The following is a 12,868-nucleotide window of genomic DNA, read 5'->3' as shown; positions in this document are numbered from 1 at the left end:
ACCCTCTTTGCGAAGCAGAGAGATTCTGTGTTAACTGTCAAGTATTCTTTTTAATTTTGTTTCATTAAGGCGGCTTTATGCCAGCCTGTTTAGGGCAGTCCGTCATTGATGGCTGCCCTAACCCATTTATAGGGTTTTGATATTTTCAACAGACCGGTGTACGTGTTTTTTATCATAAGGCTTGTTGGTAACCCATAGCGTATAAACGAGTTCCAATAGCCGTCTTTGGACCGCTACTGCTGCTTTCATTTTTATCCCATGTTTCGATACCAGCCTTACATAGATAGCTTTAAAGCGTTCATCTACACGAATGGCTGTTAAAGCAGGCATATGCATTGCTTTACGCAAATGACGGTTCCCCTTTTTTGATATCTTAGGCTTCTTCTTTACAGATGTCCCCGACTCCTTTTCTTCCACATCCAACCCACTGTAGCCTATCAATTGCTTTTTGTTCCGTACCAGGTCGAACCCATTCGTTTCGGCTACTGCTATTACCACGGTAAGCCAGCCTATTCCCGGCGCTGTAGCAACGTTCTTTATCCTTGCTGCCAGTTCCTTATCTTGTTTTATCAATCCTGCTATCTCTACCTTTATCTCTTTTTCCTGAATGTTGCATAGCCCGATTCGCTGTTCAAGCCTGGCAATGCTATTCTCATTCGGGAAAGCTTCGGCTTGCTCTGCATGCAGTTGGTTCTTGCTTACTGTACGCTCTGCTACTATTTGGTCCCGTTCGCGCGTCAACTGCTTTAAGTCGCGGTATACCTTTTTTGGCTGTTGCCATAGTTCGTACTTCCTCTCCAGCCCGAACTGGCAGATAGCCTGCGATGCCGTTTTATCAGTAACGGTCTTCAGGTCAAGGCTCTTCATATAGTTGCTCACCTTGTTCGGCAGCAATATGCTTACCTCATGCCCTTGCCCTGATAGATGGTAAGCCAGTTTCTCGTGGTAAACGCCTGTCGCTTCCATAACATAACGTACCGGGACTTCTTTGTTTGCCCTTTGCTTTACCCATGACTCCAGCGCTTTAAAGCCGGAGGGCTTATTTGCGAACTGCCTGAATGCATAAACTTCTTTCTCCGCAGTTTCATCCATCCTGCCAAGGGAAACTACTAGTTCGTTTTGTGCTACGTCTATCCCTACAACCTGTTTTAAAATGTTTGCCATCGTTTCCTTTTAATAAATTATTAAAAGTGAAAACCCAACTTCGCCTTTTCTCCTGCTGGATATCCTGGATATACCGCTATGCAATATTCCTTACATTCTGTTCAAGCGCCAATGGGTAAAAAGGAATGAGGCAGCTTCTCTCTGTCAACATACCAACAGGTTGTTTGGGTCGTCATCTGCTCTCATCCCTCCTCACTTTCGAATACAAATCTATTTGCTTATATTCTAACAGCAAACATAGGAGGGTCGACAAGCGATAGCGGTGTCGGGGTGAGTCAACTCGCCGGCTGTCTCACGATGACGTGATGTCCTCTACCTCACCCTCACCAGCATTACCCCATGCGGAGCTACGCTGGCTTTAAAGCCGCCTGCCATATCGGGTACATTTTTTTGCTCCCATACGTTACGCACGGTTTTGTAAGCGCCTACTGTTTCGGTATTTAAAGGAATGGTTTGATACTTGTCCGACAGGTTGAACATGCCTATCGCCTTACTGCCATCCTTCATTTCTTTTACCCATATCTGGTAGGTATCGGTTTTTAACACCTGCTTCGCCGCTTTGCCGAGGGCATCCTGGTCAATAGCCAGTACCTCGTTATTGGTAAGCAGGTTCAGCGTAAATTTATCCAGTGCGCCCATATCGCAGCCTATCAGCAGCGGCACTGCCTGCAGGCTCCAAAGGCTAATGTGGGTGTATTGTTCATCGGCTGTTAAGCGTGTATTGTGCAAACGCGGTCCCCAGCCTACTTTGCCTACCACCAGCATATCGGGGTCGTTAAAGTGACCGGGTTGTGCAAATTGAACGGCTTCTACCTGGTTAAAACCAATCTCCGACATGCTTCTCCAGGTGTCCTCTATATCGCCGGTAGTGCGCCAGCTGTTGCCGCCGGTTTGTGCGCCCCACTCCCATACCTTGCCCCAGCCGTACTGGCAAAAGCTCAGCATAATATCGCGGTTAACTTTATCAAGCGACGCACGTATCACCTGGTAAGGCTTCTTCAAGTCGTCTAACGTTGGTTTTGGCGCGGTTACCTCGGAGTAAGAGCACCAGTCGTATTTCAGGTAGTCGATACCCCAATCGCCGTAAGTTTTGGCATCCTGGTCTTCGTGCTGCCAGCTGCCTAAGTAGCCACCGCAAGTACGCGGGCCAGGCGACGAGTAAATACCCATCTTCAGCCCGAGGCTATGCACATAAGTGGTTAAGCCCCTCATATCCGGGAATTTGTTATTGGCCGCTATCTCACCGCTTGGCAGGCGTTTATCTATTTCCCATCCGTCGTCAATGTTCACGTAGTTCCAGCCGTAGGCAGATAGTTTTTCTATCATGGTGCGGGCGGCGGTGCGCACGCGGGCATCATCAACACTTAAACCGAAGGCGTTCCAGCTGTTCCATCCTAAAGCGGGTGTTAAGCCAATGGTTTCGCCAATGCGGATGGTGAAGTTTTTAGTACGAGAGCCTACTACGTTGCGCACGGTGAATACCACTTTGTAATCGCCTTTAGCAGCCACCGTACCGCTTATTACGCCGGTCTTGCTATCCAATACCAATCCTTTGGGCAAACCATCTGCTTTGTAGGTAAGCGGTTTTTGCCCCGTTGCCGGGATGAGGTACAGGAAAGGGTTGCCCGGCCTTGCGCCATAAACATCGGGACCATTAATGGTGGGCTGTGCCGGTGGCGCAGGCGTGAGGATGTATGGCGTGCTTTCGGTTTTAGTAAGTTTAGTGCCCGATAAGCTATCGGTAAACACATAACTCAACTCGTACGATTTCTTTTCGAGTGCAGCAGCATTGAACGTGTACGTAAACGGTTTGCCTGCATGGAAGGCCGCATGGTTAGTTTTCTGGTAAAGCACTTTGCCGGTTTCGGGGTCGGTCACTTTAAACTCCAGCTGGCCTTTATATTTGTAGCTGCCTTTTGCCATTAGTTTAATGGCTTTGCCCACTGCATTTTTTGCACCGTAAACAAATTCAGCTTCGGTGTTGATGGATGCATAATCCATAATATCGTTCATGCTGATGGCGAACTTATCGCCATATAAACCACCATCGCCACCGGTATCAAAAATGCGGATGGCAATAACGTTCTCCTTATCCCACAAAATAGCCGGGTTGTTAGTGGCTAATGTATAACGGCGCGGGCCGTAATGCCCCTCTTTTATGTTGCTGCCTGTTGTGGCTACCAGTTTGCCATTGAGGTATACCTCATCGTTATCATCCACGTTCTGCAGGTCGAACCTCAGGCTATCTTTAAGGTAAGCGCTGTTTTTTAAGGATGCCGGGATGGTGATGTGCAGGCGGTACCAACCAAAGCCATCCATACCGGGGTGCCCCTGGCGCTCCCATGGCTTGGCAACATCTATGGCTTGCCATTGACCATCGTCAAAAGCAGGCGCACTATAGGCAGTGCTATCGCCGGGCTTAAACTTCCAGCCGCTTTGTAGCGAAAGCTGGGCGTTGGCCTTTACAGCAAAGGCGGTTAACAATAAAAGGGTGAGTGTCTTCTTCATGAGGCGGTAATTGTTTATCGGCTCAAAATATCGACAAATTTTACCTGTTCCGGAAACCAAACCATCATTTCGCCCTTGCCGCGGTTCGCCCATGCGTAGTAGGGTATAGCGGTAAGTATTTTGCTTTCAGTGTTCACGCTTTGCCCGTCGGCAGCAATGTCAACTGCTTTGGCTTCGCCGGTTAAAACGGTAACGCCATTCAGTAACTCGGGTTTGTAGGTTGCCGTAAAGGTGGTGCTTTTTGGCAGAATGATATTCGTAGCCTTGCCGCCGTTATCTTTCCATTCGGCTGCGTACATTAGCGGGCCGCGCTGCAGGGCAACCCTGCTGGCATCTTCGGGCAGTTTGTCGCTGGCTACCACGCGTTGTACATCCATAGGCAGTTCCATTTCCACCTTGTCGCCTTTTTTCCATTTGCGGCTGATAACGGCATAGCCATCTGCCATTTGGTAGTCAACGGCTTTACCGTTCAGTTTTATGGTTACCTTTTTATTGAGTGGCTGCTGATAAGCATATAAGTCCGACGGTACGGCCTGGTTTTGCGCCCAACCGGGAATGCGTATCTTCAGGTTCACATCCATAGCTGATGCGGGGTTGATACTGAAGCTCAGCCCCCCATCCCACGGGTAATTATTTTGCTGGGTTATTTGCAGCGCCTTGTTGTTTACTTTAAGGCTGCCGGTACCGCTGATGAACAGGTTCACAAAAACATCTTTACCGTTCTGCGCATAAATGTAGCCCGGCACCGATGGCAGCAGGCGCACCAAATTGGTAGGGCAGCAAGAGCATACGAACCAGCCCGAACGCTCGCGCTCAATATCGGGGTGGTTAAAATGGTCTTGTATCTGCATGGCGTTGGTGTAGAAGAACGACTTGCCATCAAGCCCAACGCCCGATATTAAACCATTGTACAAAACCTTCTCCAACACATCCATATATTTTGATTGGCCGTGCAGCAAAAACATACGCTGGTTCCAAAACACGCTGCCAATGGCGGCGCAGGTTTCGTTATAAGCGGTAGTGTTTGGCAATTCGTAGTTGCCGCCGAAGCGTTCGCCATCGCCAACGGCACCGATGCTGCCTTGCACGTACATTTTTTTGCCTACCATGTTGTCCCATATCTTATCAATGGCAGCCAGGTATTGTTTGTCGCCTGTTAAGGCGGCCACATCTGCCATACCTGCATACAGGTACATAGCACGTACGGCGTGGCCTTCGGCTTCGTCCTGGTCTATCACGGGTTTATCGTCCTGGTAGTAGGTGCCGTTCTCCCAAACGTTCTTGCTCTTTTTGTTGTAGGCTTTTTTGCCCCGTTGGTCTATAAAGAATTTGGCTAAGTCGAGGTATTCTTTTTTGCCCGTGATGCGGTAGAGGCGCACCAGGCCCATCTCTACAATTTCGTGCCCGGGCGCTACCGCTCTTTTACCGGGGCCGAAGGTGGCTACCAGCAGGTCGGCATTTTTTATAGCGATGTTTAAGAAGCTGCGTTTGCCGGTTGCCATAAAGTGGGCAGCAGCCCCTTCGTACATGTGGCCGGCGCAATAAAGTTCATGGCTCTGCTCGCCCTCTTTCACCCAGCGCTCGGGACCGGCAGCGCCACCTGGATGCAACGGATCTATAGTGCGGTAGGTATACAGGTATCCATCTTTCTCCTGCGCTTTACCCACAAGGGTTATCAGCGAATCGAGGTAGGCATCCAGTTGTTTATCGGGATGCACGGCGAGCGAATATGATGCCCCTTCTATAGTTTTATAAATATCGGTATCGTCGAACGCGTATACAGTGCAAAACTTCCCCTTCCCTTCTGCTGCCATCTCAAAATTCTTGATACGCCCCGTGCTTTTGCAACGCTCGAACGATGCCGGTATGGTAACCGTGCGGTTGGTTTCGATGCGCGATGCCCAGAATTTATCCGCCAGCTTCACCTGCGTAAAAGCTACGGGCTGTATGGGGTAATCCTGCTTTTGTGCCGAGGCGGATAAACCGCAGCCTAATAAAACGATGAGACAAAGCTTTTTCATAAAGGGGAAAAAGGGTTACAGATATGATAAAATGTAAATCTATCCAAAAGTAGCGCTAAAAGGTAAAGCTGTTTGATACTTTCTTATCGAATTATAGCAAGATATTACCATATATAACATTACACACATCCATATAAAGATAAAATACAACAATTTCAATTTAAATAGTACTATGTATTGCACAATACTATTTAAAACATCTATCTTTGATAAAATTTTAGAACCATACACAATGAATACATCAAAAAACACATTAAAAAAGGCGCTGCTTGGCTTCGCCTTTATACTGGCAGGCATTACTATAAGCTTTGCGCAATGCGACAAAAAGGTAACCTTCAAATCGTCGAAAACTAATTACTACAACGATAAAGACGAATTGGAGCGCTCTGCCGACGAAGAAACTATTGTAACATTCACGCAAAAAGATATTACCCTCACGCCCGATAACCACCCAATGACGGGCGATGTAAAAAACTACGTGTGCGGCTGGACTGAGCCATTTAAAACCGGAAAAACAACTTTCAATGCAACGCTGACAGAGAACAGCCGCGAGATACATGCCACTATCAGCATAGAAGGCAAGGACGGCAAAGTAGTGCTCACCTTTACTGCCGATGAGATGCCCGGCAAGAAGATAAAAGTAGTAGCCGATAAATTTGAATACAGCCTGTAAAAACATCAACCATGAAAAAGCTATTATTTACCGCAGCGTTGCTAATTGCCGCAGCAGCAAGCAGTTTTGCACAATGCGATAAACCGTTGATGCTGGTATCATCGGCAACCAATTATTACAATGCCAAAGGCGAACTGCAGCGCACCAAGGAGGAGGAAACCATTATCACCCTCACCAAAACCGAAGTAATTATTGCCCCCCGGCGATGAAGCACATAAAATGACGGGCACTATCAAAAGCTACGACTGCACCTGGACAACACCCTACAAGGAAGGCAAAACCGTTGTAACCACGCAATTTACCGATGGCGGCAAAACGCTGAACGCTACGGTAACCATTGAAGGCAAAGCAGGCAAGGTAACCGCTACCATGCAGGCACAGGAGTTGCCGGATATGAAGATACAGGTGGTGGCAGATAGGTTTGAATAAAAGCATTGGCGGCGGCAAACTTTTTAAGTTGTCGCTGCCTTTGTTTATATTTGTTACAAGCACTAACGAAAATGGTAATTACAATCGATAAAGATGCTAAGGTTGAGGACATCAACAAACAGCTGAAAAAATTGCAGAAGCCTAAAAAAGCCAACTTGAGTAACTTTTATGGAAAAATGAAGGGTGCTTTTGGTGATGGGTTAGCGTATCAAAAAAAACTGAGAGATGAATGGGATTAACTATATTGTTGATACCAATTGTTTCATTTATTTGCTTGACGAAAACCCGGTCATATTGCCCTTTATTAATGATGGCTGGGCCTTTTCTTATATAACCGAGATCGAACTATTAAGTAAAAGATTAATGAGTCAGCATGAGGATTTTATGATAAGAGAGATGCTGGCTTCATGCTTTAAAATAAACCATAGTCAGTTGCTTACTGATATAGTCATCAACCTGAGAAGAAAATATAAGATCAAAATACCGGACGCGATCATCGCAGCTTCCTCACAACTCTTACAATTGCCTTTAATAACGGTGGATACCGACTTCTCCAATATTTCTGAAATTGATTGCATCATTTTGAAGCTTTGATAACTGAATATTACGTCCAACACTGCAAGCAATAAAATTTCGTTAACCAGCCATTAAATTATTGCCCTGAGGCTTGTTTTTGTAAGAAAAGCTTTACATTTAGTAATTCTAAAACAAACCATTATGAAAAGAAAAATTACGATAACCGCTTTATTGTCGCTTTGCTTTATGGTAGCTTTTGCCGCCTTTGCCGACCTGAACGGTAAATGGGCAGGCACCCTAAGCACACCCGATGGCCAGGCTTTGGACGTAAGCTATAACTTTAAGGTAGATGGCGAAAAAGTAACCGGTACCGCCACTTCCCCAATGGGCGAAGTTTCGGTTGACGACGGTAAAATAAAAGGCGACGCCTTCACCTTTAAAGTTAATGTAAGCGGTAACGACTACCCGCACAGCGGCAAGGTATACGCCGATTCTGTTGCTATGGATGTTGATTTCGGCGGTGCATCATCGCACTTCGTATTAAAACGCGCAAAGTAAATTACAAACCTAAAACCAATAGCAGCCCCGCCAAAAGCGGGGCTTTTTTGCTTGCAATGGGGTTCAAACATTGAGCGCTCAGAGTTTCGGACCGTCCGCGTGGCGAGTTGACTCACCCGGTCGACGCTATCGCTGGACCACCCTCTCTACTTCGTAAAGAGGGTGAAGAAAAAATAAAAAGTTTCGTGCAGCTCACCCTCTTTCCGCGCAGCGAAGAGAGGTTCGGGCAGCGATAGCGAACCCGGGGTGAGTTAAGCAAAGCGGCTTTGCATTGCCGTTACCTGCCGTGTGGGTTCCCGAAATAAATTCGGGATAACGGGTATTTTAAAATTTCTAACCCTTACCTTTGCCGCCGAAATGCTGCAACGTATAACCGCATATTTGCTAATGGTAGCCCTGTTAACGGCTAATTTTACGCGGCTGTTCGTTTATGCGGGTTTCGAGCTTAACCGCAATTATATTGCTACTAAGCTTTGCGAAAACCGCAATAAACCCTGGATGCATTGTAACGGCAAATGCTACTTTATGAAAAAGATAAAGCAGGCCGAAGAAAACAAAGCAGCCGGCGAACGCACCGCGCAGAAGAACCTTTTCCAGGAAGCAGGATTTAATGAGCCGGAGCTTATTAAATTCCATTCCGTTTTGTTGGCGGTAATAGCAAGCCCCGAGCCTCCTATTAACTTGCCGACACAGATCCGCCCCATCTTTCAGCCTCCGCGGCTTTCATAAATACCCATTATTTTTATTGATACAGTTTTTTGACGATGGCCATTGCCATTGTTGAACACGCGCGTATGCTTTTGCGTGGCTGTATGTTTTTTACCGCCTGTAGATAGTCGTTTTGCCGGAAGTTATTCTCACGCAAAGACGCTAAGCCGCAAAGAATTGAAATTTTCAGCTTTGCGCCTCTGCGTCTTTGCGTGAGACACCTTCTGATTTGCAAATGGCTAACCGGCGAACTTATACACATTTATGAAACCATTTACACTACTATATCTACTATTATCCTTTATATACATCACGGCATCCGCACAAACCAACATCACCGGTACCGTGGTTGATGCACGCACCCGCGAGCCGCTGCCTTTTGCAGTTATTACTAACGCTGATGCCGACAGCAAGGAAGCACACTTTGCTACCGATGCTAAGGGGCATTTTACAATCAGCCTTGCTAACATCAAAACCCTCCGCTTCGGTATGATGGGGTATAACGCGCAGGTAATTACTATTGATAAACTGCACAACGGTATCGTTATCGAGCTGGAACCAAATACCGTTGGTTTACAACAAGTCATCGTTTCGGCAAGCCGTGCCAAGCAGGCCCGCGAGGATGCGCCCATAGCCATCAGCAAAATAAACGCTACGCAAATACACGATACCAAAGCCACTGCGCTTTACCAGTTGTTGAATAAAACACCGGGCGTTTATATGGTGAACCTTGGTAACGAACAGCATACCATGGCCATCCGCCAGCCCATTACTTATAATGCGCTTTACCTGTACATGGAGGACGGGCTGCCTATTCGCCCCACAGGTATATTTAACCACAATTCGCTTTACGAGATAAACATGAGCGGCGTAAAGGATATCGAGGTAATAAAAGGCCCGGCATCGTCGCTTTACGGCAGTAACGCTATTGGGGGTGCCATCAACTTTATTACGCAGGGTGCACCGGCAGGCTACGCGGGCAATGTATCGGTACAGGGCGATAATTACGGCTACCGCCGCGTAGATGCTGATGGTGGTTTTACCCAGGGCAAATTTGGTTTGTATGCCGGCGGCTACATTGCCCACCAAACCGATAGCTGGCAGGATTATTCGGATTTCGATAAATATTCCGCCAATTTTAAAACCACTTACGACTTTGATGCTGCCACCAAACTAACCACCGCGCTAAGCTATAACTACCTCAACACCCAAACGCCGGGTAGTTTAGATAGCGCTCGTTTCTACAGCCGCAGCTATGGCGCCAACCAGCGTTTCACCTACCGCAAGGTAGATGCGCTTAGGGCCAACGCCAAACTCGACCATAAATGGAGCGACTATAACGCCACATCGGTAACGCTGTTCTACCGCCACAACTCTACCGCGCAGTTGCCAAGCTATTTTATATCTGATGTTAGGGATAACGCCGGCAATTACCTCAGCAGTAACGGGCAGCAGAACGACCAGCGATTCCACAGCTTTGGCGTACTGGCGCAGAACCGTTCATCGTTCGATTTTTTGAGTTCGACGCTGACCACCGGTGTTTACCTCGATAACAGCCCGAGCAGCTATTATGCCAAGTACCTGGAGATACAAAAGGACGTAACCAACAACTACTATACCGGCTACACCAACACCGGCAGGTATATCGATGATTACCGCATTAAACTGTTCAATACTGCGGCTTACGCGCAATACGAACTAAAACCTGTTGATGCCTTACGCATAGTGATGGGTTTACGTTACGATCGTATCCATTACAATTTTACCAATAACATCCCGGCAGGCAGCACCAAATACAAGCAGCAGGAAACTAACGATTTCAATATCCTTGCGCCAAAACTGGGGCTTACCTACAACTTCGGTAACAACAAAGGTTTGTACGCAAACTACAGCGTAGGCTTTCAACCACCCGAAACCGGCGACCTGTACAGTTCGCGCCAGTTAGTACAGTTAAAACAGGCAACCTTTAATAACTATGAGGCCGGTGGCTGGCTGGCCCTGCTTGATAAAAAAATGTACCTCGAAGCAAGCATTTACGACCTGGAAGGCCGTAACGAAATTATCAACCAGCTACTGCCCGATAACACCACCCAAAACCAAAACGCAGGCGCTACCCGCCACCGCGGTATCGAGTATTCGGTAAACTATGCGCCGGTAAAAGAATGGGGCTTCAGGTTCAGTGGTACCAATGCGCGCCATACTTATGTTGACTATAGCGAGGTGAGCACCAATTACGCCACCGCCCAAAGCACCGTTATCAGCTACAACGGCAAACGCATGACCAACGCCCCCGCCTGGATAGCCAACAGCGAGGTTATTTATAAACCGGCCTACATCAATGGCTTGCGCCTATCGGCCGAGTGGCAGCATATCGATGGGTATTTCACTAACCCGGCGAACACAAAAAGCTACGGTGGGTACGATATTTATAATGTGCGCTTAGGTTATGATGCTAAAGCTGGTGTGCTGAAAGGCGCGGGTATATGGCTGAACGCCCTAAACGTTACCAATAAGCTGTATGCTACCACAGTTACCAGCAACCAATGGGGCGACACCTACTACGCTGCGCCGCCGCGCACCATTACGCTCGGCATATCTTATTCTATAGCAAAACATTAACATGGCAACAGCAAAACAAAATTTTTATAAATGGCATCGTGTATTAGGGCTTATAGCCCTGATACCAGTCATCGGCTGGACACTGAGCGGGTTATCACACCCGTTCATGTCTAACTGGTTCAGGCCAACTATTGCGCAGGAGAGCTTCAAGCCCCTGCCGCAAAGCCAAATAAAACCGGCATTATCCATTAGGCAGGTGCTGGATAAAAATAACATCAGGCAATTCCGCAATTTTGGGCTGATCGCTTTTGAAGGGCAAGGATATTACCAGGTGATGACGCCCGATAGCGCGGTGAACTATTACGCTGCCAACACAGGCGAGCTTTTTAAAAATGGCGACCAAACCTACGCCAAATTCCTTGCCCGTTATTTTACGCAGGACAGCACATCGTCCATTAAAGGCATTACGCTGCAAAAAAACTTCGATGCGCATTACCAGCCCATTAACCACCTGCTACCGGTTTGGAAAATATCGTTCGACCGGCCAGACGGGATGGATGTATACATCGAAACCACCCAAAGCCGCATGGGTACTTTCAATAACAATACCCGCAAAGCCATGTTGGTATTTTTTGAGCAATTGCACACCTGGCAGTTTTTGGCGGCTATTGGCGGCGAGCAATTTAGGGTGGTAGTATTGCTGATAGTTGTAGGGCTCATGTTCTTCTCCCTGCTGAGCGGGCTTGTGATCTATGGTTTGTTTTGGAAGAAATTTAAAACTGCTACCGAAAACCGCAAACAGGCTGGCCGTGCCGACAAGCGCTTTACCCACCGCTTCCACAGGCAGTTGGGCTTGATCGTTTCCTTCGTGATGTTTACGTTTACCGTTAGTGGCGCTTTCCATTTGTATGTAAAACTGCATAATGGCGGTTCAGAGGAAAAGGTTTACAGCCAACTCATCAGTACCAATGAATTGACTGCATCTAACCTGCAATTGCCGTTGGCAGATAGTGTGATACTTCGATCGGGTATCGTAAAGTTCGACGGCAAAAGCTACTATCAGCTAACCAGCGGCAAAAAAGAAGTGCAGTATTTTGATGTACAAAACGGGCAAGAACTAAACGGCGGCGATGAACTTTACGCCGCATTTCTGAGCAACTTTTATCATTCGGGAGCTAAGCCAACTGCTAAACCCGCCATCACTCAAATTCGCCAATTCGATCACGAGTACGGCTTCATCAATAAGCGCCTACCGGTGCAAAAAGTGGCTTACCCAAATGGCGATAACTGGTACATCGAAACCAGCACATCGGCACTGGCAACAAAAGTTGCGGGGATAGACCGCGCGGAAGGGCTTTCTTTTATATTTTTACACAAATACTTCGGCATGAGCTGGGCAGGGAAAAACGTCCGCGATGTAGTGAGTATGCTGGCCGCCCTGGGTGTGCTGGTAGTATCGCTATTCGGCTTTGCCGCATTTTTAAAAAACAAATTATAAAACCATGAAGATACGTTTCGCACTATTTGCATTAGCGGGCCTGCTGGCTTTTAGCGCCTGCGATAGCACCGCAAAAAAGGACGCCAAAGCAACCGAAGCCGAAAAACCAAAAGGCAAATACTATTGCACCATGCATCCCGATATTACCTCCGACAAACCCGCCACCTGCAGCAAATGCGGCATGGAACTGGCGGAGAGGGATACGACGGCGAAATGATGTGCAGATTTTAAATG

13 protein-coding genes are annotated in these 12,868 nt (G+C 47.4%); 10 read left to right on the top strand and 3 right to left on the bottom strand.

Annotation, left to right across the window (positions count from 1 at the left end; translation table 11 throughout):
- Positions 1-126: 126 nt before the first annotated feature.
- From BC343_RS16325 to BC343_RS16315, 3 genes are all read right to left on the bottom strand, one after another.
- Positions 127-1,164, bottom strand: a complete 1,038-nt coding sequence (locus BC343_RS16325) for an IS110 family RNA-guided transposase (protein WP_078347728.1) — start codon at positions 1,162-1,164, stop codon at positions 127-129.
- 312 nt (positions 1,165-1,476) lie between these two features.
- Positions 1,477-3,672, bottom strand: coding sequence for a putative Ig domain-containing protein (locus BC343_RS16320; RefSeq protein WP_162276884.1), 2,196 nt, complete (start codon positions 3,670-3,672; stop codon positions 1,477-1,479).
- A 14-nt stretch (positions 3,673-3,686) separates the two neighbouring features.
- Positions 3,687-5,693 carry a glycoside hydrolase family 127 protein gene (locus BC343_RS16315; RefSeq protein WP_078348883.1) on the bottom strand — a complete coding sequence of 669 codons (2,007 nt, stop codon included), beginning with the start codon at positions 5,691-5,693 and terminating at the stop codon, positions 3,687-3,689.
- 232 nt (positions 5,694-5,925) lie between these two features.
- Between BC343_RS16315 and BC343_RS16310 the strand changes: the two genes are divergently transcribed.
- The 10 genes from BC343_RS16310 to BC343_RS16270 all read left to right on the top strand — a co-directional run bounded on the left by BC343_RS16310 (position 5,926) and on the right by BC343_RS16270 (position 12,851).
- Positions 5,926-6,366: a hypothetical protein gene (locus BC343_RS16310; protein ID WP_078348882.1), complete on the top strand. Its 441-nt coding sequence runs from the start codon at positions 5,926-5,928 to the stop codon at positions 6,364-6,366.
- 11 nt (positions 6,367-6,377) lie between these two features.
- Positions 6,378-6,575 (top strand): hypothetical protein, encoded by a 198-nt coding sequence (locus BC343_RS16305; protein ID WP_078348881.1) that lies wholly within the window; start codon positions 6,378-6,380, stop codon positions 6,573-6,575.
- 10 nt (positions 6,576-6,585) lie between these two features.
- Positions 6,586-6,795, top strand: coding sequence for a hypothetical protein (locus BC343_RS16300; RefSeq protein WP_078348880.1), 210 nt, complete (start codon positions 6,586-6,588; stop codon positions 6,793-6,795).
- A gap of 71 nt (positions 6,796-6,866) precedes the next feature.
- The gene (locus BC343_RS31065; RefSeq protein WP_156088761.1) at positions 6,867-7,034 is read left to right on the top strand and encodes a hypothetical protein; all 168 of its coding nucleotides are present in this window, start codon (positions 6,867-6,869) and stop codon (positions 7,032-7,034) included.
- The gene (locus BC343_RS16295) at positions 7,021-7,389 is read left to right on the top strand and encodes a PIN domain-containing protein (RefSeq protein ID WP_078348879.1); all 369 of its coding nucleotides are present in this window, start codon (positions 7,021-7,023) and stop codon (positions 7,387-7,389) included. The genes BC343_RS31065 and BC343_RS16295 overlap by 14 nt, the downstream gene beginning before the upstream one ends.
- A 123-nt stretch (positions 7,390-7,512) precedes the next feature.
- Positions 7,513-7,869, top strand: coding sequence for a glycoside hydrolase (locus BC343_RS16290; RefSeq protein WP_078348878.1), 357 nt, complete (start codon positions 7,513-7,515; stop codon positions 7,867-7,869).
- A 288-nt stretch (positions 7,870-8,157) separates the two neighbouring features.
- Positions 8,158-8,598 (top strand): hypothetical protein, encoded by a 441-nt coding sequence (locus BC343_RS16285; RefSeq protein ID WP_078348877.1) that lies wholly within the window; start codon positions 8,158-8,160, stop codon positions 8,596-8,598.
- Between the two features lie 243 nt (positions 8,599-8,841).
- Entirely contained in the window at positions 8,842-11,196 is a 2,355-nt protein-coding gene (locus tag BC343_RS16280; RefSeq protein WP_078348876.1) for a TonB-dependent receptor, read from the top strand.
- A 1-nt stretch (position 11,197) separates the two neighbouring features.
- On the top strand, positions 11,198-12,634 hold the full coding sequence (locus BC343_RS16275; RefSeq protein WP_078348875.1) for a PepSY-associated TM helix domain-containing protein: 1,437 nt from the start codon (positions 11,198-11,200) through the stop codon (positions 12,632-12,634).
- Between the two features lie 4 nt (positions 12,635-12,638).
- Positions 12,639-12,851 carry a heavy metal-binding domain-containing protein gene (locus BC343_RS16270; RefSeq protein WP_078348874.1) on the top strand — a complete coding sequence of 71 codons (213 nt, stop codon included), beginning with the start codon at positions 12,639-12,641 and terminating at the stop codon, positions 12,849-12,851.
- Positions 12,852-12,868: the final 17 nt, after the last annotated feature.

The sequence above is a fragment of the Mucilaginibacter pedocola genome (assembly GCF_002013915.1).
GTDB classification, from domain to species: domain Bacteria; phylum Bacteroidota; class Bacteroidia; order Sphingobacteriales; family Sphingobacteriaceae; genus Mucilaginibacter; species Mucilaginibacter pedocola.
This window is presented reverse-complemented; position numbering and strand designations above follow the sequence as displayed.